A 24,891-nucleotide genomic window follows, 5' to 3' on the forward strand; every position below is an offset into this window, starting at 1 on the left:
CGCGCGACGGCACGCGTGTAGGGGCCCTGGTGACGGAAGAGTCACCAGGGCCCCTTTATGCCCGAATTGAGGGAGAGGTTGCCTGTCTGGCCTGTGGGATGCGCTACAAAAGCCGTGATCCGTTTGGGGATTGAAAGTTGCCCCGTTTAGCGTCTTCCGGGCTGTCCGTCAGGCAGTGCGCCGCACCCGCGGCACCGGACAGCCATCGCCGAGTCCCCGTACGGCGCGAGCCAGGGGAGCCGGGGACCCACCGTAGTCCCTGGGGTGAATCGGACGCCCACGCGCAGGCGAGGGGGTCCGTAGGAGACCTTCCTGCTCCGAACCCGTCAGCTAACCCGGTAGGCGAGAGGGAAGGAAAGGACCAGCCACTTCATGGCGTTCACTTGCGCCACCGGGAAGCTCACCGAGAAGAAGCGTCCCACCGGGAAGCACCGCCGGCCCAGCCGGTTCGAGCGCACCACGGCCCGCGCGGCCGGCGTCGCCGCGCTCACCGCCACCGGCGTCATGGGCACCCTGGCCGCCCCGGCGCTCGCCGCCGAACCGGCCGCGGAGCAGACGGGCCTCATCCCCGTCATCACCGTCGACAACTCGATCGCCGACCAGATCGACGCCCAGGCCGCCGCACAGGAGCAGGCCGCCAAGGAGGCCGCGGCCCTCAAGAAGGCCGCCCAGGAGGCCGCGCGCAAGAAGGCGGCCGAGAAGGCCAAGAAGGAGCGCGAGGCCAAGGAGCGCGCCGCCCGCGAGGCCGAGCGCAAGCGCCTGCTGTCCTACGCCGCCCCCATCGCCGGCTCGTACATCTCCACCGGCTACAAGGCCGGCGGCGCCGTCTGGTCCTCCGGCAGCCACACCGGCGTCGACTTCCACGCCGCCAGCGGCACCTCCGTCCACGCGGTCGGCGCCGGCACCGTCGTGGAGGCCGGCTGGGGCGGGTCGTACGGCAACCAGGTCGTGATCAAGATGAACGACGGCACGTACACCCAGTACGGCCACCTGTCGTCCATCGGCGTCTCGGTGGGCCAGACCGTCACCCCCGGCCAGCAGATAGGCCTGTCCGGCGCCACCGGCAACGTCACCGGCCCGCATCTGCACTTCGAGGCCCGCACGACGCCGGAGTACGGCTCCGACATCGACCCCGTCGCCTACCTCCGCTCGCACGGCGTGAACGTCTGACGCCTCACTCCGCGTCTCACCGAGGCCCGCCTCACGAGGCCCGCTCACGAAGCCCCAACTCGAAGCACCGCAACCCCGAAGCCCCGCCTCCCCGAGCCGGGGCTTTCGGCGTTTCTGAGACGATCCGCTGTCCAAAAAATATCCATGGATTCCGGCCCGCCGTCGGAAATTCCGGCCGGTTGCCATAGAGTCACTCAACACACGTCATTCGTCGACGTTTCACGGGGATTAAAGCGGAGGTCGGTCATGCGTATTCCGGCGCACTCGGTATGCACGGCGATCCGGGACGACATCGTCGCCGGTGTCTACGAGCGTGGCAGCCGGCTCACCGAGGAACTCCTCGCGCGCCGCTACGGCGTCTCCCGCGTCCCCGTGCGGGAGGCCCTGCGCACCCTGGAGGCGGAGGGCTTCGTGGTGACCCGGCGGCACGCGGGCGCGTGCGTCGCCGAACCGACCGAGCAGGAGGCCTCCGACCTGCTGGAGATGCGCGGCCTCCTGGAGCCGCTCGGCGCCTCCCGGGCCGCCCAGCGGCGCACCGAGGCCCATCTGAAGGTGCTGCGCGGCCTCGTCAGGCTCGGCCAGGAGCGGGCCAGGAGGGGAAACAGCGACGACCTGCGCTCCCTGGGCGGCTGGTTCCACGAGACGCTGGCCCAGGCCTCCGGCAGCCCCGCCCTGACCTCGATGCTGACCCAGCTGCGCCACAAGATCGCCTGGATGTACGCCGTGGAGTCGCCGGCCAATCCCGTGGAGTCCTGGACCGAGCACGGCGCGATCGTGGACGCGGTGGCGCGCGGAGACAGTGAGCGCGCCCGGGCGATCACGGCGCAGCACACCGAGCGCGCGATCTCCGCGCACCGGCTGCGGTTCGGCTCCGTCGGTGATCGCGCGGAGCGTGTGAGGAATTCGCAACATCCAGTAAACATGCCGAGCCTGCGGCATTAACACGGGCGCCGTATACAAAGAGGGGATATTCGGCGGCGGAGAATTTCCGCTGCCCTTTTTCGGGTCCGCAGTGAATTTCCCGTGGCCGCCTGCTCGAAAACAGCGAAGCCGCGTCGACCGGAAAGGCCGACGCGGCTTCACCGCTTGCCGCGGAGATCCGCTCAGGTCATTCAGACCGTCTCGGGCAGCTCCTCGAGACCCTCGGAGACCAGCTTCGCCAGACGGTCGAGGGCGGCGTCCGCACCCTCGGCGTCGGAGGCGAGGACGATCTCCTCGCCGCCCTGGGCGCCCAGGCCCAGGACAGCCAGCATGGAGGCCGCGTTGACGGGGTTGCCGTCGGCCTTGGCGATCGTCACCGGGATACCTGCGGCCGTGGCGGCCCGGACGAAGATGGAAGCGGGGCGGGCGTGAAGGCCCTCGGCCCAGCCGACGTTGACGCGGCGCTCAGCCATGTGATGCTGCCCTTCGGTGTTCAGGGTTGTCTAGACCAGTTTCCCACACGCGTGAAGCATGCCGGGAGGGACAAAACGCCCCTCCTCAGGTGACCGTCGGGTCGCGGCCTCGACCCGTCATACGTCCTCCACAGACTGCCTCGCGCCGTTGTCGGACGCGAGCCGTACTCTGGGCCCCATGCAGAGCGCCTCGGACCGGCACGAGTACCCCGCCCACTGGGAAGCCGACGTGGTGCTGCGCGACGGCGGCACCGCACGCATCCGCCCCATCACCGTTGATGACGCAGACCGTCTGGTCAGCTTCTACGAGCAGGTGTCGGACGAGTCGAAGTACTACCGCTTCTTCGCGCCCTACCCGCGTCTGTCCGCGAAGGACGTCCACCGCTTCACGCACCACGACTTTGTGGACCGGGTGGGACTCGCGGCCACGGTGGGCGGCGAGTTCATCGCAACCGTACGCTACGACCGGATCGGCCCCGACGGAACGCCCGCGTCGGCACCCGCCGACGAAGCCGAGGTCGCCTTCCTCGTCCAGGACGCCCACCAGGGCCGCGGCGTCGCCTCCGCCCTCCTGGAGCACATCGCCGCCGTCGCCCGCGAGCGCGACATCCGCCGCTTCGCCGCCGAGGTGCTGCCCGCCAACAACAAGATGATCAAGGTGTTCACGGACGCCGGGTACACCCAGAAGCGCAGCTTCGAGGACGGCGTCGTACGCCTGGAGTTCGACCTGGAGCCGACGGACCGCTCGCTCGCCGTGCAGTACGCGCGCGAGCAGCGCGCCGAGGCGCGGTCCGTGCAGCGGCTGCTGGTGCCCGGCTCCGTCGCCGTCATCGGCGTCGGCCGCACGCCGGGCGGGGTGGGTCGCAGCGTCCTGGGCAACATCAGGGACGCCGGGTTCACGGGGCGGCTGTACGCCGTGAACAAGGCGTTCCCGGAGGACCTCAAGGAGTTCGACGGGGTGCCGGCCCACCGCTCCGTGCGGGACATCGACGGGCCGGTCGACCTCGCGGTGGTCGCCGTGCCCGCCGAGCACGTCCCCGAGGTGGTCGCCGAGTGCGGCGACCACGGCGTGCAGGGGCTGGTCGTGGTCTCCGCCGGGTACGCCGAGAGCGGACCCGACGGCCGCGAGCGCCAGCGTGCACTCGTCCGGCACGCGCGCGCGTACGGCATGCGCATCATCGGGCCGAACGCCTTCGGGGTCATCAACACCTCGGCGAGCGTCCGCCTGAACGCCTCACTGGCGCCCCAGATGCCCCGCCCGGGCCGGATCGGGCTGTTCGCGCAGTCCGGTGCGATCGGGATCGCGCTGCTGTCCCGGCTGCACCGCCGCGGCGGCGGGGTGACCGGCGTCACCGGTGTGTCGACCTTCGTCTCGTCCGGCAACCGGGCCGACGTGTCCGGCAACGACGTCCTGCAGTACTGGTACGACGACCCCGACACCGATGTCGTCCTCATGTACCTGGAGTCCATCGGCAACCCCCGCAAGTTCACCCGCCTCGCCCGGCGTACGGCGGCCGCGAAGCCGTTGGTCGTGGTGCAGGGGGCGCGGCACGGAGGCGCGGCGCCGCAGGGGCACGCGGTACGGGCGACGCGGTTGCCGCACGCCACGGTGTCCGCGCTGCTGCGGCAGGCCGGGGTCATCCGCGTGGACACGATCACCGAGCTGGTCGACGCGGGGCTGCTCCTCGCGCGCCAGCCGCTGCCGGCCGGGCCGCGCGTGGCGATCCTGGGGAACTCCGAGTCGCTGGGGCTGCTGACGTACGACGCGTGCCTGTCCGAAGGGCTGCGGCCCTTGCCGCCGCTGGATCTGACGACGGGGGCGTCGGCGGCGGACTTCCACGCGGCGTTGTCGCGCGCGTTGGCCGACGAGACGTGCGACGCGGTCGTCGTCACCGCCATCCCGGCGATCGGGGACGCGTCGACCGGTGACGCGGAGCTGGCTCAGGCCCTGAGGTCGGCGGCCGAGCGTGTGCCGGGCAAGCCGGTGCTGGTCGTGCACGTGGAGCTCGGCGGCCTCGCGGAGGCACTGTCGGCCGCGGCGAGCACCGCCCCACAGGCGAGCACGAAGGCGCCAGGTACGGCGAGCCGTGCCCACCCCTTCCGCCCACTGGACTTCCTGGCCGACCCGCAGCCCGAACAGCCGGACACCGATGAGAACGCCCCGCGCCTGATCCCCGCCTATCCCGCCGCCGAACGCGCCGTCCGTGCCCTCGCCGAAGCCGTCAAGTACTCCCAGTGGCGGCGCGAGGCCGCCGACCCCGGCAAGGTGCCCGAGTACGAGGACATCGACGAGAAGGGAGCAGCGCGGCTGATCGACGGGCTGCTCGCGCGCGGGCAAGGGCTCACGCTCGGCACGGACGAGACCTGTGACCTGCTCGGGAAGTACGGCATCCAGGTGCACCGCGCCCTGCACGCACCCACGCCGGACGCCGCCGCCGACGCCGCCCGCACCCTCGGCTACCCCGTCGCCCTCAAGGCCACCGCACCCCACCTGCGCCACCGAGCCGACCTCGGCGGCGTACGGCTCGATCTCGCGGACGAGGAACAACTGCGGCGGGCGTACGCTGAGTTGACCGCGCTGTTCGGCAAGCCCGAGGAGCTGCGGCCGGTCGTGCAGAGCATGGCACCGCGCGGCGTCGACACCGTCGTACGGGCCGTGATCGACCCGGCGGCCGGCGCCGTGCTGTCCTTCGGCCTCGCCGGAGCCGCCTCCCAGCTGCTCGGGGACATGGCGCACCGGCTGATCCCGGTCACCGACCGGGAGGCGACCTCGATCGTCCGGTCGATCCGGACGGCCCCGCTCCTCTTCGGCTGGCGCGGCTCCGCGCCCGTCGACACCCCTGCCCTGGAGGAACTGCTGCTGCGGGTGTCGAGGCTGGTCGACGACCACCCGGAGGTCGTCGCGGTCACCCTGGAGCCGGTCGTCGTCGCCACCCACGGCCTGAGCGTGCTCGGCGCCTCCGTCCGCCTCGCGCCACCCCCCGCCCGCGACGACCTCGGGCCGCGGACCCTCCCGGCGTACTGAGACCGCCGTGAGCGGTCCCTCGCAGTCAGTGGTCCCCCGTAGGATGGGCGTCATGGCCAAGACCAGTACGACGACCCAGGGGCTGCGTGCGGCGATCGAGCGCAGCGGCTACTACCCGGCCCTCGTGGCCGAGGCGGTGGAGGCCGCTGTGGGCGGCGAGCCCATCCGGTCGTACCTGGTCCATCAGGAGACGACGTTCGACCAGAACGAGGTGCGGCGGCACGTGACCGTGCTCGTCCTCACCGGCAACCGCTTCATCGTCAGCCACACCGACGAGCAGGCCGCGGACAACACCTCCCCGACGCCGTACGCCACGACGTCCACGGAGTCCGTGAAGCTCGGCCGGATCTCGTCGGTCGTCGTCAGCCGCGTCGTCGCCAACCCGGAGCAGTACACGCCGGGCACCCTGCCCCGCGAGGTCGTGCTGACCATCGGCTGGGGCGCCGTCTCCCGTATCGACCTGGAGCCCGCCGCCTGCGGCGACCCCAACTGCGAGGCCGATCACGGCTACACGGGCAGCTCGACGGCGGACGACCTCAGCCTCCGTGTCAGCGAGGCCGGTGACGGCCCGGAGACGGTGCGCCAGGCACTCGCCTTCGCGCAGGCCCTCTCCGAGGCGACCGCGGACGTCGCTCACTGATGGTCCAGCACACCGCCTGGGATCCCCATCCGGAACCCCTCGCTGTCACCTCCGCGCCGCCCCCCGACTACGGCAGCGGCTCGCTCGCCGATCTGCTGCCCACGCTGGCCGCCGGCATGGCCGTACCGGACATGACCGCCGCGATTCCCGAGCTGAACCCCGCCGACCGGAACTGCGTGTTCCTGATCGACGGCCTCGGCTGGGAGCAGCTGAAGGCGCACCCGGAAGACGCCCCCTTCATGAGCTCCCTGCTCGGCAGCTCGCGCGGCGGCACCGGACGCCCGATCACCGCCGGCTACCCGGCGACCACCGCGACCTCCCTCGCCTCCATCGGCACCGGCCTGCCGCCCGGCGCACACGGCCTGCCCGGGTACACCGTGCGCAACCCGGAGACCGGCGAGCTGATGAACCAGCTGCGCTGGCAGCCGTGGACGTCGCCGAGCGTCTGGCAGCCGTACCCCACCGTCTTCGAGCTGGCGCACCGCGCGGGCGTGCACGCGGCCCAGGTGTCCTCGCCCACCTTCGAGAACACCCCGCTGACCAAGGTCGCGCTCAGCGGCGGAACGTTCGTCGGATGCCTGACCGGCGAGGACCGCATGGACCTCGCCGCCGAGCAACTGGCCGCCGGCGACCGCTCCTTGGTCTACACGTACTACGCCGAGCTGGACGGCGCCGGTCACCGCTTCGGCGTCGACTCCGACACCTGGCGCGGCCAGCTCATGTACGTCGACCGCCTGGTCCAGCGCCTCACCGAGCAGCTGCCGCCGCGCACCGCGCTCTACGTCACCGCCGACCACGGCATGATCGACGTGCCCTTCGACGAGCAGCACCGCATCGACTTCGACGAGGACTGGGAGCTGCGCGCCGGCGTCGCCCTCCTCGGCGGCGAGGGCCGGGCGCGGCACGTGTACGCGGTGCCGGGCGCCGAGCAGGACGTCCTGACCTGCTGGCGCGAGGTGCTCGGCGAGCAGTTCTGGGTGGCCTCCCGGGACGAGGCGATCGCGGCGGGCTGGTTCGGGCCACGGATCGACGAACGGGTGTACGACCGTCTCGGCGATGTGATCGCCGCCGCGCGGGACGACGTCCTGATCATCGCGTCCGAGCGGGAGCCGAAGGAGTCGGCGATGGTCGGCAACCACGGTTCGATGACCCCCGCCGAGCAGCTGGTCCCCCTGCTCGAAGTACGCTCCTGACGCCCTGACCGTCACCGCCAGTCCGTTCGCTTCACCCGATCCATACGCCGAAAGGTGCTCAACTCGACATGCCCGAGCTGGTGTTCTTCTCCGGAACGATGGACTGCGGGAAGTCGACGCTGGCCCTCCAGATCGAGCACAACCGTTCGGCGCGTGGCCTGCAGGGCGTGATCTTCACCCGTGACGACCGCGCGGGCGAGGGCAAGCTGTCCTCCCGGCTCGGCCTGGTCACGGACGCGGTGGAGGTCGAGGACGGCATGGACCTGTACGCCTACCTCGTCGACCATCTCTCCCAGGGCGGCCGCGCGGACTACGTCATCGCCGACGAGGCCCAGTTCCTCGCTCCGGAGCAGATCGACCAACTCGCGCGCGTGGTCGACGACCTGGGCCTCGACGTCTACGCCTTCGGCATCACGACCGACTTCCGCAGCAAGCTGTTCCCCGGCTCCCAGCGCCTGGTGGAACTCGCCGACCGGGTCGAGGTGCTCCAGGTCGAGGCCCTGTGCTGGTGCGGCGCCCGCGCCACGCACAACGCCCGCACGATAGGCGGCGAGATGGTCGTCGAGGGCGCCCAGGTGGTCGTCGGCGACGTCAACCAGGCGGACGCCGTCGGCTACGAGGTGCTGTGCCGCCGCCACCACCGCCGCCGTATGACGGCGGCAAGCGCACGGGCCGCGGCACTGTCACCCGACGTCCTGCCGGTGCAGCCGGTCTGATCGGCCGTTCCGTTTCAACAGCCCGGCTCCCGGGCGCCGTCAGTGCGGATTCTCGATGAGCGAGAACCGCGCCCCCTCCGGGTCCGACACCGTCGCCACGCGGCCGTGGGCGCTGTCGTGGGCCGGTCCGAGGACGTGGCCGCCGAGCTCGACGACCCGGGCCAGCGTCTCGTCCGTGTCGGCGACTTCGAAATACGTCATCCAGTGCGGGCCCCGGTCGCGGGGCAGGGCGTGGCCGACGCCGTGGATGCCGGCGACCGGGCGGCCGTCGATGTGCAGCGTCACGTAGTCCAGGTCGGCGGAGACCACCGGCTCCTCCTCGTAGGCGAACACGGTCTCGTAGAACTTGGCGACGTTCACGGTCTCGAAGGTCAGCAGCTCGTTCCAGGCGGGGGTACCGGGCACGCCGGTGACGTCGGTGCCGCGGAGGGCCGCCGTCTGCCATACGCCGAAGACGGCGCCGGCGGGGTCGGAGCAGATCGCCAGCCGGCCGGCCTCGGCGGCGTCCAGCGGGCCCACGCCGACGGTGCCGCCGCACAGCCGTACCGTGTCGGCGGTCAGGTCCACGTCGTTCGAGGCGAAGTAGGGAGTCCAGGCGATGGGGAGGTGGCGGTCGGGCGGCAGCTGGCCGATGCCGGCCACCTCACGGCCGTCGAGCAGGGCCCGCACATAGGGGCCGAGTTGCTGGGGGCCCGGCTGGAACTCCCAGCCGAACAGCGCTCCGTAGAACTCCTGGGTCGCGGCCAGCCCGTGCACCATCAGACTCACCCAGCAGGGCGTGCCGGGCGCGTGCCGAGCGTGCGTCTCGCCGTTCGGGCCGGCCGACCCCCGTGCCTCGGTCATCGTCACTCTCTCCTCGGCCCCTCGCGGTGGCCGCGTCGCTTCCGCTGTCCGGACCCCCGAGCCGATGCTGCACCACCCGTGGCCGCGCGCGCTGCGGGCGCGCCGCCGCACGACGGCCGGTGCCCGGAGGATGCCCGGTGTGCGATTTACCGCCCGTTTTCCGTGCGATTGCCGACGGATGTCGATCGGCTGTACAGCATGTGCCTGATCCCGTACGCCTCGTGATCGGGCCTGTCCGGCGGGCAGAGTAACCGGAGCGGGGCGATGCGGCCACCCCGTGCGCAAGGATGGTGGCCATGAACGCCATCATCTCCGCATCCGAACTCGCGAGCGAACTGGCGGGCGAGAACCCGCCGGTGCTGCTCGACGTCCGCTGGCAGCTCAGCCTGGCCAAAGCGGCCGGTCAGCCGCCGTTCGACGGCCGCGCCGCGTACGAGGCCGGGCACATCCCGGGCGCGGTCTACGTCGACCTGGACCGGGAGCTGGCCTCCGCGCCCGGTCCGCGCGGCCGTCACCCGTTGCCGGACTTGGCCGAATTCGGCGCGGCGATGCGCCGGTCGGGCGTGTCGTCCCGGACGCCGGTGGTCGTGTACGACGGCGGGCAGGGCTGGGCAGCTGCCCGCGCATGGTGGCTGCTGCGCTGGACGGGTCACCCGGACGTGCGGGTCCTCGACGGCGGGCTGCCGACCTGGGAGGGCCCGCTGGAGACGTCCGTACCGACTCCGGCGGAGGGCGACTTCGAGCCGGCGCCGGGGGCGACGGGGCTGCTCGACGCCGACGGCGCCGCGGCGCTCGCCCGGTCCGGGGTGCTGCTGGACGCCCGTGCGGGGGAGCGGTACCGCGGCGAGGTCGAGCCGATCGATCCGCGCGGCGGCCACATCCCGGGCGCCGTGTCCGCGCCCACGAACAAGAACGTCGGCGACGACGGCCGCTTCCTGTCCCCCGCGGAACTCGAGGCGCGCTTCAAGACGCTGGGCGCCTCCGAGGGCACGGAAGTCGGCGTGTACTGCGGCTCGGGCGTCTCCGGCGCACACGAGGTGCTGGCACTGGCGGTAGCGGGCATTCCGGCGGCGTTGTACGTCGGTTCGTGGTCGGAGTGGTCGTCGGATCCGTCGCGGCCGGTGGCTGTGGGGCCGGAGCCGCAGTAGCGAACCGTGGGGCCGCTGTAAGAGCTTGGGACGCTCGCCCGCTCCGGCGGGCGTCCCACTCGCCGGACCCAAGACCGCCCAGGCCGGAACATCCGACCCCGGCCCGAGGCCCCCGACGCACGTCCCAGGCGCCCGGCCAATCCCGTCCGACGCCAAGCACCCACGCGCCCGGCAGCCGCGCATGGCACCGAGGGACGCCTCCACGCACCCGCTCCGCACAGCACGAGGGCCGCGCTGCGAGGCAGCGCGGCCCTCATCTCCGTACGGCCGCCTCCGCAGCCGTACGACCGACTACTCCTGCTTCTTCCTGCGCGTTCCGAACACGATCTCGTCCCAGCTCGGGACGGCGGCCCGGCGGCCCGGGCGGACGCCGTCCGCTTCGGCCTGGCGGTCCGTGGCGCCGATGAGGCGGTCACGGTGGCTGCCGACGGAGCGGGGCATGAGGACGTCCGCGTAGGCGGAACCGGCACCGGCCGAGGCCGCGGGGGCGGGAGGTTCCTCCTCGGCCGGCTCGGCGGGAGGCTCCTCCGTGTCCGGCTCCGACGGGCGCTCCGGTACCACCAGGTCGCCGCGGAAGCTGGGCACCGCCTCCAGCAGGCTGGTCAGCGAGTCCCGTTCCTCCGTGGTCTCCTCGGCAGGTTCGGACGCCTGGGCCGGCAGGCTCGGCCGCGCGCTTTCGAGGGCACGGTCCATCGAACGCTCGCGGTCCCGAGGGAGCCGGGCGATACGCGGCACGAACGGGAAGCTGGGCTCCGGCGCGGCGAGGTCGTCGGACTCACCGATCAGCGAGCGCGCCTCCTCGTCGACGGCCTGGACGAGCCGCCGGGGCGGGTCGTATGTCCAGCTCGCCGAGTGCGGTTCGCCCGCCACCCGGTAGACCAGCAGCACCTCCCAGGTGCCGTCGTCCCGGCGCCAGGAGTCCCACTGCACGGTGTCCTTCTCGGCACCGCGCAGCAGCAGCCGCTCCTGCACGGCCTCGCCGAGCTGCGGCCCGGCGGCGTTCTCGCCGGGACGGCGGACGGGAGTCTTGCGGGCTCGTTCGGCCATGAAGGCGCGCTCGGCGAGCACGGGGCCCTCGAAGCGCCGTACGCGGTCGACGGGGATGCCGGCGAGTTGGGCGACCTCTTCCGCGGTGGCACCAGCGCGTATACGCGCCTGGATGTCGCGGGGGCGGAGATGGCTCTCGACCTCGATCTCGATCTGGCCGAGGCGGGGGCGGTCGCCGCGCACGGCGGCGCGCAGGCGCTCGTCGATCGGAAGCGTGTACTCCGTAGAGTCGGCAGCCTTCAGCACCAGCCGTGTGCCGTCATTCGAGACGGCCACGACACGCAGTTCGGGCATGGGGACCTCCCGGGTGGTGCCTGCCGACGTCACGTGCGTCGCTGCTTCCGCTAGTCGAGTGTGGCCTGCCCGGGTGCAGCCTGCCACAACCTTGCCGAGTTGCCCGGCGTGTCGGGCACGGGCCCTGGATCGCCGTTATGGCACGGTTACCTATGCGCAACGCTAAGTGACCAACTCCGTCACCCTGTGCAACTAGCCCCCTCCCGGCGGTCCTTGAAGGCCACGGACGCCCTGGCGGGAGACCGGACCCAGGGCTCGCAACAGTACTCCATTTGGGCCACGTGCGTGGATTGGCACGCCGCCGAAGTTCTGGCAAGAAGCGTGACTCGGCCGTGGGTTGGGCTGTTTCCGACCTTGAACGTGGCGTACTTCACGCAAATGTCAGAAACGGAACTAATGCTTTCGGCCATGCGTCCCGTTGTCGCGCAGGTGGTCGACCGAGTTGACCGATCCGGTGGGCGGGCCGATCGAGCGCTACGCCCCCAACACCCGCCGCAAGTAGTCGTTCTGGAACCGGCGGTCGGGGTCGAGCCGGTCCCGCAGCGCCGTGAACTCGCCGAAACGCGGATAGACCCGGGCGAAGTACTCGGCATCCCGCGTGTGCACCTTGCCCCAGTGCGGCCGCCCCTCGTGCGCGGTGAAGATCCGCTCGGCAGCGGTGAAGTACCGCTGGTACGGGGCGCCCTTGGCCATGTGGACGGCGATGTAGGCGCTGTCGCGGCCCGAGGCGGTGGACAGCGTGATGTCGTCGGCCGGGGCGGTACGCACCTCGACGGGGAAGCTGACCTTGAGGCCGGAGCGCTCGACCATGGCCCTCAGTTCGCGCAGCGTCTCCACGACGGCCTCGCGCGGAACGGCGTACTCCATCTCAACGAACCGCACCCGGCGCGGTGATGTGAAGACTTTGTAGGGGATGTCGGTGTAAGTCCGCGCGGACAGCGCCTTGCTGGAGATCTGGGCGATCGCCGGGATCGCGGACGGCACCGCGCGGCCGACCCACTGGGCCACCTGGAACACGCCGTTGGAGAGGAACTCGTCCTCGAACCAGCCCGCGACCTGCCCCACCGGCTTCTCCGGGCCCGCGCTGCGGTTGTTGCGCTTGGTGTTGGTGCTGCCGGTGTGCGGGAACCAGTAGAACTCGAAGTGCTCGTTCTCCGCCCACAGTTCGTCGAAGTCCGCGAGGACCTTGTCGAACGGCATCGGCTCCTCGCGCGCGGAGAGCAGGAAGATCGGCTCCACGGCGAACGTGATCGCGGTGACGATGCCGAGCGCGCCCAGGCCGATGCGGGCGGCCGCGAAGACCTCAGGGTTCTCCTTCTCCGAACAGCTGAGCACCGAGCCGTCGGCCGTGACCAGCTCCAGCCCCTTGATCTGGGCGGCGATCGAGCCGGAGTCACGGCCCGTGCCGTGCGTGCCGGTGCTGGTGGCGCCGGAGACCGTCTGCTCCATGATGTCGCCCATGTTCGTGAGCGACAGGCCCTCGCGCGCCAGGGCCATGTTGAGTCTCTTGAGCGGGGTGCCGGCCTCGACCGTGACGGTCATGGCGTCACGGTCGATGTTGCGGATGCCGGTCAACAGTTGAGGGCGGATCAACACACCGTCGGTGGCGGCTATGGACGTGAAGGAATGTCCGCTGCCGACCGCCTTCACCTTCAGGCCGTCCTCGGCGGCCCGGCGTATCGCCGCGGACAGCTCCTCCACGGAGGCCGGAGTGACCTCCCGCGCGGGGCGGGCGGCGACATTGCCGCCCCAGTTACGCCACGTGCCGTTCCTGCCGCTCGCTGTGCTGCTCAACGGTGCCTCCCCGACGCGGAGCCGGCCTGCTGAGCCGGCGGTACCCCAGGAAACCGACCGCGACCGCGACGGCCCCGGCCACCGCCGGAACCCCGTACCCGGCGTCCGCACCGGCCGCGTCGATCACCCAGCCGGCCGCGGAGGAGCCGAGCGCGACCCCGACCGCGAGCCCGGTGCTCACCCAGGTCATGCCCTCGGTCAGTTGCGCGCGTGGTACGTGCTCTTCGATCAGGGACATGGTGGTGATCATCGTGGGAGCGACGGCCATGCCCGCAACGAACAGCGCCACGGCCAGAAACGGCAAGTTTCCGACCAGTAGGAGGGGGATCATACTCACGGCCATCGCGCATATGCCCAGCAGCCAGCGAGGTTCGGGCGCCCCCTTGAAGCGCAGCAGCCCGAACACGGCGCCCGCCCCGCAGGAGCCCACGGCGTACAGCGCGAGGACCACGCTCGCGGCGCCCTTGTGCCCCTGCTCGTCGGCGAAGGCCACGGTGACCACGTCGACGGCCCCGAAGATCGTTCCGGTCGCCACGAACGTGGCCACCAGAACCTGCAGTCCGGGAGAGAGCAGCGCCGAGCCGCCGCCGTGGCGCTCGCGCGGATGCGGCGCGGGCTCGGTGGCCCGCTGCGCGGTCAGCCAGAACACGCCGACCGCCAGGAAACAGCCGGCGAGCAGCGGCCCCGCCTCCGGGAACCACACGGTGGACAGGCCGATGGAGATGATCGGCCCGAAGATGAAGCACACCTCGTCCACCACGGACTCGAAGGAGTACGCGGTGTGCAGCTGCGGCGTCCCCCGGTACAGCGCGGCCCAGCGGGCCCGGGTCATGGCCCCGACACTGGGCACGCACCCGATGCCGGCGCAGGCCGCGAACAGCACCCAGTCCGGCCACCCGTAGTGCGCGGCGAACAGCAGCAAGGCCCCCGCCGCGAGCGAGACCAGCGTCGCCGGACGCAGCACCCTCCGCTGCCCGTACTGGTCGACCAGCCGTGAGACCTGCGGCCCCGCCACCGCCGCGGCGAGCGCGATGGTGGCCGACAGAGCGCCGGCGAGGCCGTACCGCCCCGTCAACTGCGACACCATCGTCACCACGCCGATGCCCATCATCGACAGCGGCATCCGGCCGAGGAAGCCCGCGGCGGTGAAGCCCTTGGTGCCGGGGGCGGTGAACAGGGCGCGGTAAGGGCTGGGCACGGGGGTCTCCGGTCGGGCGGGAGCAGCGCGGACTGCGGCGGCTCGGGAAGGCTCAGGAAGCTCAGGGCGACTCAGTAAGGCGCGTGGATGACCGAGACAGCTTACGAGTTAGGTGACCCTAACGCACCCTGCCGGACGAACCGGGAACCCGGGTGGTCACCCCGCCGTTTCCCGGCTGTCAGTACCGGATGACAGGATCGACCCATGCCAGACGCGCGCGATGCCAGCCCCTACGACGCCCTGCTGCTGCTCTCCTTCGGCGGCCCCGAGGGCCCGGACGACGTGATCCCGTTCCTGGAGAACGTGACCCGTGGGCGGGGCATCCCCAAGGAACGCCTGAAGGAAGTCGGCGAACACTACTTCCAGTTCGGCGGAGTCAGCCCCATCAACGACCAGAACCGCGCCCTGCTCGACGCCCTCCGCAAGGACTTCGCCGAGCACGGTCTGGACCTGCCGATCTACTGGGGCAACCGCAACTGGGCGCCGTACCTGACGGACACCCTGCGCGAGATGGTCGCCGACGGCCGCCGCCGCGTCCTCGTCCTCGCCACCAGCGCCTACGCCTCCTACTCGGGCTGCCGCCAGTACCGCGAGAACCTCGCCGACTCGCTCGCCGCCCTGGAGGCCGAGGGCCTGGAGCTGCCGAAGATCGACAAGCTGCGGCACTACTTCAACCACCCCGGCTTCCTGGAGCCGATGATCGACGGCGTCATGGAGTCCCTCGCCGACCTCCCCGAGGACGTCCGCGACGGCGCGCACATCGCATTCTCGACCCACTCCATCCCGACCGCGGCCGCCGACACCTCCGGCCCGGTGGAGGACCACGGCGACGGCGGCGCGTACGTCGCCCAGCACCTGGACGTCGCCCGGCTGATCGCCGAGGCCGTCCGCGAGCGCACCGGCGTCGACCACCCCTGGCAGCTCGTCTACCAGTCCCGCTCCGGCGCCCCGCACATCCCGTGGCTGGAGCCCGACATCTGCGACCACCTGGAGGAGCGCCACGCGGCCGGCGTCCCCGCGGTCGTGATCGCCCCCATCGGCTTCGTCTCCGACCACATGGAGGTCCTCTACGACCTCGACACCGAGGCCAAGGCCAAGGCCGAGGAACTGGGCCTGCCGATGCGCCGCTCCGCCACCGTCGGCGACGACCCGCGCTTCGCCGCCGCGATCCGCGACCTCGTCCTGGAACGCGCCGCCGTGGAGCGTGCGGAAGAGGTCACCCCCTGCGCCCTCGGCGCGCTCGGTGCGAGCCACAACCTCTGCCCGGTGGGCTGCTGCCCGTCCCGCGCGCCCAAGCCCGCCGCGGCGGGCGCCGACAGCCCCTACGCATGAGGAGCCTCGTGACCGACCCCCTCGACCCTCTGCACACGGAACTTCTCTCCCTGGCCCAGGAGGCCGCCCGTCGCGCAGGCGAGCTGCTGCGCGACGGCCGCCCGGCCGACCTCGCGGTCGCCGCGACCAAGTCGAGCCCGATCGACGTCGTCACCGAGATGGACATCGCGGCCGAGAAGCTGATCACGAACCTGATCTCCGAGCACCGCCCCGACGACGGCTTCCTCGGCGAGGAGGGCGCCTCCACCGAGGGCACGAGCGGCGTCCGCTGGGTGATCGACCCGCTCGACGGCACCGTCAACTACCTGTACGGCCTGCCGACCTGGGCCGTCTCCATCGCCGCCGAGCAGGACGGCGAGGCGGTCGTCGGCGTCGTGGCGGCCCCGATGCGGGGGGAGACGTACCACGCGGTGCGTGGGCGCGGTGCGTGGGCCACGGGAGCGTGGGACGGCGAGCGGAGGCTCGGCTGCCGGCCCGCGGCGCCGCTGGACCAGGCGTTGGTCTCGACGGGGTTCAACTACGTCACCGAGGTCCGCACTCATCAGGCCGACGTCGCCCAGAAACTGATCCCTCTGCTCCGCGACATCCGACGCGGAGGCTCGGCCGCGATCGACCTGTGCGACCTGGCGGCAGGCCGTCTGGACGGCTACTACGAGCGCGGCCTGAACGCCTGGGACCTGGCCGCGGGGGACCTGATCGCCCAGGAGGCGGGCGCGTTGACCGGTGGGCGGCCCGGAGAGCGGCCGTCACGCGATCTGGCGGTCGCCGCTACGCCGGGGGTGTTCGAGCCGCTTCAGCGACTGCTGGAGGACTTTGGGGCCTGGCACGACTGACGGGGGTCCGGCGTTGCAGGGGTCAGTCCTGCAGCTGGTGTGCCGAATGTCTGGCTCGGTCGCCTTCGGCGCGCCCCTACGGCTCCCTCGCGGCCGGTGTCGTCGGCCCAGTGAGGTTGGTGGGCACTTGCCGTGAGTTTGGGCAAGAAACAGGCCCCCGGCGCTGGATTCGCCGGGGGCCTGTTGTCGTGCTCACGAGCTGATCAGACGCTAGACGCGCTGACTTCCACACCATGCTCGGCAGCGAGGCGGCGCAGGTCGTCGAGCTCGCCCTGCTCCACCTCGACGAGGAAGTCGTCGCCCTCGTCACGAGCCCGCGTCAGGTCGGACTCGGTCGCCTTTATGCGCTGCAGAAGTCCTGCGGTGAATGCGTCCATGCTGCGCCCCCTCGTCCTGGGTCGTGGGTCGGTGGCACGGGGGTGTGCCGTTCGGAAGGGGCGATCACGTCTCCGGTAGATGCCCAGCGCTGCCCATGCTGGGCGGCGACGGTGCCGGACACCCACACCCGCTCTGCGGAAAGCGGATCGCCTCGTACCGCATGGTGGTGCGGCACAAGCAGAGCGTGATCGCGGGGTGTACAAGCCGTCCTCCCCCCGCTCCCTTCCGCGGAAACCTCAACCGGAAGAGAAAATCTCGCATTCCCGGGCTTCACACCCGTCCTTCGGCCCGCTCACCCGTCTTACCGCCGACTTATGGCGGAAAAGGGCAGGATGGAGGCCAAGACACCCCATCAACAAGACCCTGCCCGTGCGCCGGACAAGCGCTACGCGGGTGGACACAGGAAGGACAAGCGACGTGCGCGTACTCGTCGTCGAGGACGAGCAACTGCTCGCCGATGCGGTGGCCACCGGACTGCGCCGGGAGGCCATGGCCGTCGACGTCGTGTACGACGGTGCGGCCGCCCTGGAGCGCATCGGCGTCAACGACTACGACGTGGTCGTCCTCGACCGCGACCTCCCGCTGGTGCACGGCGACGACGTCTGCCGCAAGATCGTCGAACTCGGCATGCCCACGCGCGTGCTGATGCTCACGGCCTCGGGCGACGTCAGCGACCGTGTCGAGGGGCTCGAGATCGGCGCCGACGACTATCTCCCCAAGCCCTTCGCCTTCAGCGAGCTGACGGCACGCGTGCGTGCCCTCGGCCGCCGTACGAGCATCCCGCTGCCGCCCGTGCTGGAGCGAGCCGGCATCAAGCTGGACCCCAACCGCCGCGAGGTCTTCCGCGACGGCAAGGAGGTGCAGCTCGCGCCGAAGGAGTTCGCCGTCCTGGAGGTGCTGATGCGCAGCGAGGGCGCGGTCGTCTCGGCCGAGCAGTTGCTGGAGAAGGCCTGGGACGAGAACACCGACCCGTTCACGAACGTGGTGCGGGTGACCGTCATGACGCTGCGGCGCAAGCTGGGCGAGCCGCCGGTCATCGTCACGGTGCCCGGTTCCGGCTACCGGATCTGATTCCCCATGGCCGCGACACCCGCGCCTCCCCAGGCGCCCCCGAAGCCCACGTGGGACCCCCGCAGGCCGGAGCCCACCTTCCCGTGGCTGCGCCCCACCATCCGGATACGGCTCACCCTGCTGTACGGCGGCATGTTCCTGATCGCCGGCATCCTGCTGCTGTCGATCATCTATCTGTTCGCCGCCAACGCGCTGAACGTGGGCAGTGAACTGCCCTTCAAGATCCTCTCGGGGCAGGTGGCCAGCGAGAGCTGCAACTTCCCGAGCGAGCCGACGGCGACCGAACTCAACCGCGCGATGGCCGAGTGCGCCAACCAGCAGCGCGAGCACGCCCTGGACGACCTGCTCAGCCGCTCCCTGCTGGCCCTGCTCGGTCTCGCCGTGATCGCCTTCGCCTTCGGCTACGCCATGGCGGGCCGCGTCCTGGCCCCGCTCGGCCGGATTCTGCGCACCGCGCGCTCCGTGGCGGGCTCGGACCTGTCCCGCCGTATCGAGCTGGACGGACCGGACGACGAGCTCAAGGAGCTGGCCGACACCTTCGACGACATGCTGGAGCGGCTGCAGCGGGCCTTCACCGCCCAGCAGCGCTTCGTCGGCAATGCCTCGCACGAGCTGCGCACCCCGCTCGCGATCAACCGCACGCTTCTCGAGGTGCACCTGTCCGACCCGAACGCGCCGGTGGAGCTGCAGCAGCTCGGCAAGACGCTGCTGGCCACCAACGAACGCAGCGAGCAGCTCGTCGAGGGCCTCCTGCTGCTCGCCCGCAGCGACAACCAGATCGTCGAGCGCAAGCCGGTCGACCTCGCGGAGGTGGCCGAGCAGGCCGTCGACCAGGTGCACGCGGAGGCGGAGGCCAAGGGCGTGGTGATCCGCAGCGAACAGAAGCCCGCGGTCGTGCAGGGCAACGGCGTGCTGCTGGAGCGGATCGCGCTCAACCTGGTGCAGAACGCGGTCCGCTACAACATCCCGGAGGGCGGCTGGGTCGAGGTCACCACCGAGGTTCAGCACGGGCAGGCGGTCCTGGTCGTCGCGAACACCGGGCCGGTGGTGCCGGCGTACGAGATCGACAATCTCTTCGAGCCGTTCAGACGGCTGCGCACGGAACGCACGGGCAGCGACAAGGGCGTCGGCCTGGGGCTGTCCATCGTGCGGTCCGTGGCCCGGGCGCACGGCGGGCACATCTCGGCGCAGCCGCGCGAGGGCGGAGGACTCGTCATGCGAGTCGCCCTGCCGATCTGAGATCATGTGCGCCGACGCAGGGCCGGTACGCGGGGATGTTCGCTTTGCGCGGAATTTTCTGGGCACTCGGCGAGCAGGCCCGTGTGTGATCGATCACAAGGGCGGTTTTCCGGCCATCTACTCTCCGTGATCATGCGACCTGCCGGAAAGCCGGGAAAATCCGGGTTTTCGGGGGTCCTGATCACGGGAAGTACACGGTGAGACGCCTTTGAACTGCGGCATTAGGACCGTGTACGGTCCCGTTCGCCATCCAAGCCGATCACTCTTGAGGAGTCCGGTTGGGTGTCGATTGAGTAACAGACCTTGATGTGAGGCAAAATCTCCGCCTCGGGTCGGGCACAAGTCCGGCCTCTCACGCGTTACGTGCGCTGGAGACACCGCAGACACCCAGAGGGGGAGAGCGACATGGCAACGGATTACGACACCCCACGCAAGACCGACGACGACGTCGACTCGGACAGCCTTGAAGAGCTCAAGGCCCGGCGGAACGACAAGTCGACTTCCTCTGTGGACGTCGACGAGTTCGAGGCCGCGGAGGGGCTTGAGCTGCCCGGCGCCGACCTCTCCAATGAGGAGCTGGCCGTCCGGGTGCTGCCGAAGCAGCAGGACGAGTTCACGTGCATGAGCTGCTTCCTGGTGCACCACCGCAGCCAGCTGGCCCGGGAGAAGAACGGTCAGCCGATCTGCCGCGACTGCGACTGAGGCTGGGTCGGCCGTGACTGGCTCGACCCCTCCTCGGAAGCGCCGCTTCTCTCGACGGGGAGCGGACCAAGGGCCGCCCGACGGCCCGCATGGCGCGCGTGACGACGAGCGGGGCTCACCCGATGCGGGAGCCTCGCTCGAACCCACGTCCGGCCGGGCCGACCTCCCGGCCCCGGCGGAGGTTCCCGCGCCCGTCACCCGGCGGAGGGGCGCGGTCATCCGGGAAAGGGCCCGGGAAGGCGTCCGTAAGGGCGGCAGCCGCGCCAGGGCGGGCATCGGGTACCTCGCCGACCGGATCATCGAGAACGCCCCGCGGATCCCCGTACGGGACCTCGCGACGCTTCGGCGGCAGTTCCCGGGCCTCGGACCCGAGCAACTCGCGGACAAGCTCGTGGCGGGCGCCGCGAACGCGAGCTCGACGGTCGGTGCGGGAGTCGGCGCGGCGGCGATGCTGCCGGTACCGCCCGCGATGCCGACGGAGCTGGCCGCCGAGATCACCGGTGTGGCCGCGATCGAGCTGAAGCTGATCGCCGAGCTGTACGAGGTGTACGGCGTACGCCCGCCCGGCGGTCTCAAGGACCGCAGCACCGCGTATCTGTCCTCGTGGTCCGAGGAACGCGGCATCGACCCGATGAAGCCGGCGACCGTCAACGCCGCGCTCGGTGGGCAGATGAAGCGGGAGCTGCGTCAGCAGATCATGAAGCGGATGGTCCGGAATCTGCCGAACCTGATGCCCTTCCTGGTGGGTGCCGCCGTGGGTGCGGTCATGAACCGCCGGGACACCAAGAAACTCGCGGCGCGGATCCGGGCGGACCTGAGGAAGATGCAGGTGCCCTGGGACGAGTTGCCGGAGCTGCCCCCGCTGGAGCGTCCGGCGCAACCGCTGGAGATGGGGGACATCGCACGGCCGCGTGGGCGCAAGGAGCTCGGAGGCGGCTGAAGCCGGGAAGCCTTTGCGCCCGGCTGAACAAGTCTTGACCAGGCCGGTGACGGCCCGCTCGGGTGTGCTACTCCGAGGCCTTGGCCGCCTTGATCGCCTCTGCCAGACGCTCCGGCTCGCGGGTCGACAGATACAGGTACGGGGTCGGGTCCTCGGGGTCCGTGACCTCCACGCGCAGGGCCGTGGGGATGTAGGCGCGCAGCAGCAGGAAGGCCCGGGTGTCGGCCTTGTGGGTGCGCCAGGCGCGGGCCTCCTCCGCATCCATGACGTGCGCCTCGCCCAGGGCCCGCACCGGGACCTTCGCCTCGCCCGCGATCAGCGAGTCGCCCACCACACGGATGCGGACCGAGCCGTACGAACTGGCCACGACGGCCGCCGCGGCGGTGCCGCCGACCAGGGCGGCGAGCATGGGCAGCGTGCCGAAGGGCAGGACGATCAGAGCCAGGGAGACCCCGGCCAGGAACGAGATCAGCCACCAGGAGCGGGGGGCGGTGAGACGTTCTTCGTACGGGGTGGCGGAGAGCTGCATGGAGCCAAGCTTGGCACGGTGTCCGGAACTTGCCGACGCGCGGGTAAGGTCTGCGGCTGTGAGTGGTATTTCAGCGGCTCTCAAGCCCCCGGCCGACGCCGTGAAACCGGCCCGTCACCCTGATGCTCCCGCGCCCGGTGAGCTCCTCGGTGCGCACTACAGCCAGTGTTTCGGGTGTGGCGGTGAGCAGGCCCACGGGCTGCATCTGGAGGCGCGGGCCGGGGACGGCGTCAGCATCACCGCGGAGTTCACCGTGCAGCCCGCCCATCAGGGCGCGCCGGGGCTCGCGCACGGCGGTGTGCTCGCGACCGCTCTGGACGAGACCCTCGGCTCCCTCAACTGGCTGCTGCGCACGATCGCCGTCACCGGTCGGCTGGAGACCGACTTCGTGCGGCCGGTTCCGGTGGGCACGGTGCTGTATCTGGAGGCCGAGGTGACGGCGGTGGCGGGCCGCAAGATTTACTCCACCGCCACCGGACGGATCGGCGGCCCCGAGGGGCCCGTCGCCGTCCGTGCCGACGCGCTCTTCATCGAGGTGAAGGTCGACCACTTCATCGACAACGGCCGCCCGCAGGAGATCCGGGCCGCCATGAACGACCCGGACCAGGTCCGGCGTGCCCGTGCCTTCGAGGTGAACCCGTGAGCCGTGACCCCCTGAACGTGCTGATCCGGCGCGTCGACCCCGACGTACCGCTTCCGACGTACGCACACCCCGGTGACGCGGGAGCCGATCTGCGCACCACCGAGGCCTGTGAGCTGAAGCCGGGGGAGCGGGCGGTGCTGCCCACCGGGGTGTCTGTGGCCCTGCCGGAGGGGTACGCGGCCTTCGTGCACCCCCGTTCCGGCCTGGCCGCCCGCCTCGGTGTCGCCCTCGTGAATGCCCCGGGGACGGTTGATGCCGGGTACCGTGGGGAGATCAAGGTGATCGTGGTGAATCTCGACCCGCATGAGCCCGTGCGGTTCGAGCGCTTCGACCGGATTGCCCAATTGGTCGTCCAGCAGGTCGAGAGGGTTCGCTTCCAGGAGGTCGCGGAGCTTCCCGATTCGGCGCGGGCCGAGGGGGGCTTCGGGTCCACCGGCGGCCATGCCGCGGTGGACGGCGCAAGCGGCACAAGCGAGACAAGCGTTGAGGCCGCCGATGGCGGCGCTACGGGTGGGAATCGATACGCTTCGGTCGTATCCGACCGGGAAGGACAGTGACGTGTTCGGACGTCGCAAGAAGAAGGGTGCCGCCGAGGACGCGGCCGGCGAGCCCGAGCAGGTCGTCGACATCGACACTGAGGCGGACGACGACGGCACGCGCGAGCGCGTACGGCTCGAACCGGAACCGCGGCCCGACGGGCCCTGGGACAGCTCCGAGGTCCGTGACCCCGGCGAGGGCCGGGTGGACCTGGGCGGCCTGTTCGTGCCGGGTGTGGACGGCATGGAGCTGCGCGTCGAGGTCGCCGGTGACGCGATCGTCGCGGCGACCGTCGTGCTGCGTGACAGCGCCATCCAGCTGCAGGCCTTCGCCGCGCCCAAGCGCGAGGGCATCTGGGGCGAGGTGCGCGAGGAGATCGGCTCCGGCATCACCCAGCAGGGTGGCATCATCGACGAGGTCGAGGGCCCGCTGGGCTGGGAGCTGCGGGCCCAGGTGCCGGTGCAGCTGCCGGACGGCACGGGTGGTTTCCAGGTCGTGCGGTTCGTCGGCGTGGACGGTCCCCGCTGGTTCCTGCGCGGTGTGATCTCCGGTCAGGGTGCGGTGCAGCCGCAGGCGGCCGGGCTGCTCGAGCAGATCTTCCGGGACACGGTCGTGGTCCGCGGCGAGGGCCCGATGGCGCCCCGCGACCCGATCGTCCTGAAGCTGCCGAACGACGCCCAGATGGTTCCCGAGGGCGTCCAGCAGGAGGAGGCCGGTTCGCGCTTCTCCGGCGGCATGGGCCAGCTGCAGCGCGGACCCGAGATCACCGAGGTGCGCTGAGCGCCGTAGAGACAGCGGCCGGCGTAAAAGACACCAGGGCCGCATCCCCTCACGGGGGTGCGGCCCTTTCTCGTGCGTGAACCCTTGACGGCCTATTGGTCTGTACCTACCGTCTCCGGCCAACGCGCCCGTTCATAAAGGCGCTTCGCGTTCATATACGAGAACGGAAGGCCCCCCACGTATGCGCAGAACCGCTCTCCTCGCGGCCGCCGCCGCCCTCGTCGCCGGTGTCCTCGCCTGGCCCGCCGACGCCGCGCCCACCACCTTCGTCCACCCCGGAGTCACCGTCTCCAAGGGCCAGTTGGACTTCGCCCGCTCCCAGGTGAACGCCGGCGCCCAGCCCTGGAAGGGCGCCTTCGACCGGATGATGGCGAGCAAGTACGCCGATCTGAACCGCACCCCCAAGCCCCGCGCGGTCGTCGAGTGCGGTTCGTACTCGAACCCCAACCACGGCTGCACCGACGAGCGCGAGGACGCGATAGCCGCCTACACCCAGGCCCTCGCCTGGTACGTCACCCGCGACGAGCGGTACGCCAAGAAGGCCATCGAGCTGATGGACGCCTGGTCCGCGGTGATCAAGGACCACACCAACAGCAACGCGCCCCTGCAGACGGGCTGGGCCGGTTCCTCCTGGCCCAGGGCCGCCGAGATCATCAAGTACACGTACGCCGGGAGCTGGCCGAACTCCGGCCGGTTCGCCACCATGCTCCGCAGCGTCTATCTGCCCGAGATCATCAACGGCTCGAACTCCAACGGCAACTGGGAGCTGTCGATGATGGAGGCCGCCGTCGGCATCTCGGTCTTCCTCGAGGACAAGGCGTCGTACGACAAGGCCATGGCGAAGTTCCGCACCCGCACCGCCGCCTATGTCTACCTGTCCTCCGACGGCGACCTGCCGAAGACGGTGCCGAGCCAGAACCTCGACACCCGGGAGAAGATCGTCAACTACTGGCAGGGGCAGTCCACCTTCGTCACCGGCCTCACCCAGGAGACCTGTCGCGACTTCACGCACACCGGGTACGGCATCTCCGCGATCTCGCACGTCGCGGAGACCAGCCGGATCCAGGGCCAGGACCTGTACGGCACCGACGTCGGCGAGCGGCTGCGGCACGCGCTCGGGTTCCAGGCCAAGTACGAGCTCGGTGCGGCCGTGCCCAGCTGGCTGTGCCGCGGCTCGCTGAAGCTCGGGCTCGGCCCGGTCACCGAGGTCGGGCACAACGCCCTGGCCAATCGTCTCGGCCACGCCATGACCAACACCGAGACGCTCACCGAGCGGGGCCGCCCGGCGGGCAGCAACAACCTCTTCGTCGCCTGGGAGACCCTCACTCACAGCGACAATCCCAGCTGAGACGCCTGGGGTGGCGGGAGCGTCAGAGTTGCGTCAAAGACGCTCCCGCCACCGCACCCGGTCCTCTTTGTCGCGATTATTGGCCGTAAGGTCGACG

The 24,891-nt window shown here is 71.0% G+C and carries 24 protein-coding genes and 1 riboswitch; of the genes, 17 read left to right on the top strand and 7 right to left on the bottom strand.

The window, feature by feature from the left end; translation table 11 throughout:
* Positions 1-196: 196 nt before the first annotated feature.
* Positions 197-360, top strand: a riboswitch (cyclic di-AMP (ydaO/yuaA leader).
* 12 nt (positions 361-372) lie between these two features.
* Both ACQEV2_RS31870 and ACQEV2_RS31875 read left to right on the top strand, forming a co-directional pair.
* On the top strand, positions 373-1,170 hold the full coding sequence (locus tag ACQEV2_RS31870) for a M23 family metallopeptidase (protein ID WP_433049145.1): 798 nt from the start codon (positions 373-375) through the stop codon (positions 1,168-1,170).
* Between the two features lie 246 nt (positions 1,171-1,416).
* Entirely contained in the window at positions 1,417-2,112 is a 696-nt protein-coding gene (locus ACQEV2_RS31875; protein ID WP_433049147.1) for a GntR family transcriptional regulator, read from the top strand.
* Between the two features lie 170 nt (positions 2,113-2,282).
* Here the strand turns inward: ACQEV2_RS31875 and ACQEV2_RS31880 are convergent, their stop codons facing one another.
* The gene (locus tag ACQEV2_RS31880) at positions 2,283-2,564 is read right to left on the bottom strand and encodes an HPr family phosphocarrier protein (protein WP_016432192.1); all 282 of its coding nucleotides are present in this window, start codon (positions 2,562-2,564) and stop codon (positions 2,283-2,285) included.
* Between the two features lie 178 nt (positions 2,565-2,742).
* Here ACQEV2_RS31880 and ACQEV2_RS31885 point away from each other — a divergent pair, with 178 nt between their 5' ends.
* The 4 genes from ACQEV2_RS31885 to ACQEV2_RS31900 all read left to right on the top strand — a co-directional run bounded on the left by ACQEV2_RS31885 (position 2,743) and on the right by ACQEV2_RS31900 (position 8,138).
* On the top strand, positions 2,743-5,589 hold the full coding sequence (locus ACQEV2_RS31885) for a GNAT family N-acetyltransferase (protein ID WP_433049151.1): 2,847 nt from the start codon (positions 2,743-2,745) through the stop codon (positions 5,587-5,589).
* A gap of 52 nt (positions 5,590-5,641) precedes the next feature.
* Complete coding sequence (locus tag ACQEV2_RS31890; RefSeq protein WP_433049154.1) at positions 5,642-6,229, top strand: DUF5998 family protein; 588 nt, start codon at positions 5,642-5,644, stop codon at positions 6,227-6,229.
* Entirely contained in the window at positions 6,229-7,422 is a 1,194-nt protein-coding gene (locus tag ACQEV2_RS31895) for an alkaline phosphatase family protein (protein ID WP_433049157.1), read from the top strand. Before ACQEV2_RS31890 ends, ACQEV2_RS31895 begins: the two co-directional genes overlap by 1 nt.
* Before the next feature lie 68 nt (positions 7,423-7,490).
* On the top strand, positions 7,491-8,138 hold the full coding sequence (locus ACQEV2_RS31900) for a thymidine kinase (RefSeq protein WP_433049160.1): 648 nt from the start codon (positions 7,491-7,493) through the stop codon (positions 8,136-8,138).
* A 39-nt stretch (positions 8,139-8,177) separates the two neighbouring features.
* Here ACQEV2_RS31900 and ACQEV2_RS31905 read toward each other — a convergent pair whose 3' ends face one another.
* On the bottom strand, positions 8,178-8,981 hold the full coding sequence (locus ACQEV2_RS31905) for a VOC family protein (protein ID WP_433049163.1): 804 nt from the start codon (positions 8,979-8,981) through the stop codon (positions 8,178-8,180).
* Positions 8,982-9,277: 296 nt separating this feature from the next.
* Here ACQEV2_RS31905 and ACQEV2_RS31910 point away from each other — a divergent pair, with 296 nt between their 5' ends.
* Positions 9,278-10,129, top strand: a complete 852-nt coding sequence (locus ACQEV2_RS31910; RefSeq protein WP_433049166.1) for a sulfurtransferase — start codon at positions 9,278-9,280, stop codon at positions 10,127-10,129.
* Positions 10,130-10,420: 291 nt separating this feature from the next.
* Here the strand turns inward: ACQEV2_RS31910 and sepH are convergent, their stop codons facing one another.
* The 3 genes from sepH to ACQEV2_RS31925 all read right to left on the bottom strand — a co-directional run bounded on the left by sepH (position 10,421) and on the right by ACQEV2_RS31925 (position 14,462).
* Complete coding sequence (gene sepH, locus ACQEV2_RS31915; RefSeq protein ID WP_433049169.1) at positions 10,421-11,470, bottom strand: septation protein SepH; 1,050 nt, start codon at positions 11,468-11,470, stop codon at positions 10,421-10,423.
* Between the two features lie 474 nt (positions 11,471-11,944).
* A complete protein-coding gene (locus ACQEV2_RS31920) occupies positions 11,945-13,264 on the bottom strand; it encodes a D-arabinono-1,4-lactone oxidase (protein WP_433049172.1) in 1,320 nt (439 codons plus the stop codon).
* Positions 13,224-14,462, bottom strand: coding sequence for an MFS transporter (locus tag ACQEV2_RS31925; protein WP_433049175.1), 1,239 nt, complete (start codon positions 14,460-14,462; stop codon positions 13,224-13,226). The genes ACQEV2_RS31920 and ACQEV2_RS31925 overlap by 41 nt, the downstream gene beginning before the upstream one ends.
* A gap of 204 nt (positions 14,463-14,666) precedes the next feature.
* Between ACQEV2_RS31925 and ACQEV2_RS31930 the strand changes: the two genes are divergently transcribed.
* Positions 14,667-15,794 (top strand): ferrochelatase, encoded by a 1,128-nt coding sequence (locus ACQEV2_RS31930; protein ID WP_433049177.1) that lies wholly within the window; start codon positions 14,667-14,669, stop codon positions 15,792-15,794.
* Entirely contained in the window at positions 15,791-16,627 is an 837-nt protein-coding gene (locus ACQEV2_RS31935; RefSeq protein ID WP_433049180.1) for an inositol monophosphatase family protein, read from the top strand. The genes ACQEV2_RS31930 and ACQEV2_RS31935 overlap by 4 nt, the downstream gene beginning before the upstream one ends.
* A gap of 203 nt (positions 16,628-16,830) precedes the next feature.
* Here ACQEV2_RS31935 and ACQEV2_RS31940 read toward each other — a convergent pair whose 3' ends face one another.
* Positions 16,831-17,004, bottom strand: coding sequence for a hypothetical protein (locus ACQEV2_RS31940; protein ID WP_433049183.1), 174 nt, complete (start codon positions 17,002-17,004; stop codon positions 16,831-16,833).
* Between the two features lie 418 nt (positions 17,005-17,422).
* On the opposite strand from ACQEV2_RS31940, the gene ACQEV2_RS31945 reads away from it, so the two are divergent.
* The 4 genes from ACQEV2_RS31945 to ACQEV2_RS31960 all read left to right on the top strand — a co-directional run bounded on the left by ACQEV2_RS31945 (position 17,423) and on the right by ACQEV2_RS31960 (position 20,957).
* On the top strand, positions 17,423-18,076 hold the full coding sequence (locus ACQEV2_RS31945; RefSeq protein WP_393456645.1) for a response regulator transcription factor: 654 nt from the start codon (positions 17,423-17,425) through the stop codon (positions 18,074-18,076).
* 6 nt (positions 18,077-18,082) lie between these two features.
* The gene (locus tag ACQEV2_RS31950) at positions 18,083-19,315 is read left to right on the top strand and encodes a sensor histidine kinase (protein ID WP_433049187.1); all 1,233 of its coding nucleotides are present in this window, start codon (positions 18,083-18,085) and stop codon (positions 19,313-19,315) included.
* A gap of 405 nt (positions 19,316-19,720) precedes the next feature.
* Complete coding sequence (locus ACQEV2_RS31955; RefSeq protein ID WP_003997302.1) at positions 19,721-20,017, top strand: DUF4193 domain-containing protein; 297 nt, start codon at positions 19,721-19,723, stop codon at positions 20,015-20,017.
* Positions 20,018-20,030: 13 nt separating this feature from the next.
* On the top strand, positions 20,031-20,957 hold the full coding sequence (locus ACQEV2_RS31960) for a hypothetical protein (RefSeq protein WP_433049190.1): 927 nt from the start codon (positions 20,031-20,033) through the stop codon (positions 20,955-20,957).
* 67 nt (positions 20,958-21,024) lie between these two features.
* On the opposite strand, the gene ACQEV2_RS31965 is transcribed toward ACQEV2_RS31960, so the two are convergent.
* Positions 21,025-21,486, bottom strand: coding sequence for a DUF3093 domain-containing protein (locus ACQEV2_RS31965; RefSeq protein WP_433049193.1), 462 nt, complete (start codon positions 21,484-21,486; stop codon positions 21,025-21,027).
* Between the two features lie 58 nt (positions 21,487-21,544).
* Between ACQEV2_RS31965 and ACQEV2_RS31970 the strand changes: the two genes are divergently transcribed.
* From ACQEV2_RS31970 to ACQEV2_RS31985, 4 genes are all read left to right on the top strand, one after another.
* A complete protein-coding gene (locus ACQEV2_RS31970; RefSeq protein WP_433049195.1) occupies positions 21,545-22,129 on the top strand; it encodes a PaaI family thioesterase in 585 nt (194 codons plus the stop codon).
* Positions 22,126-22,686: a dUTP diphosphatase gene (gene dut, locus ACQEV2_RS31975; RefSeq protein WP_433049198.1), complete on the top strand. Its 561-nt coding sequence runs from the start codon at positions 22,126-22,128 to the stop codon at positions 22,684-22,686. The genes ACQEV2_RS31970 and dut overlap by 4 nt, the downstream gene beginning before the upstream one ends.
* Position 22,687: 1 nt before the next feature.
* The gene (locus tag ACQEV2_RS31980; protein WP_398816584.1) at positions 22,688-23,446 is read left to right on the top strand and encodes a DUF3710 domain-containing protein; all 759 of its coding nucleotides are present in this window, start codon (positions 22,688-22,690) and stop codon (positions 23,444-23,446) included.
* Between the two features lie 181 nt (positions 23,447-23,627).
* Entirely contained in the window at positions 23,628-24,794 is a 1,167-nt protein-coding gene (locus tag ACQEV2_RS31985) for an alginate lyase family protein (protein ID WP_433049200.1), read from the top strand.
* Positions 24,795-24,891 lie beyond the last annotated feature (97 nt).

Origin of the sequence: Streptomyces sp. CA-251387, from assembly GCF_050936625.1 — a bacterium.
Lineage (GTDB): Bacteria > Actinomycetota > Actinomycetes > Streptomycetales > Streptomycetaceae > Streptomyces.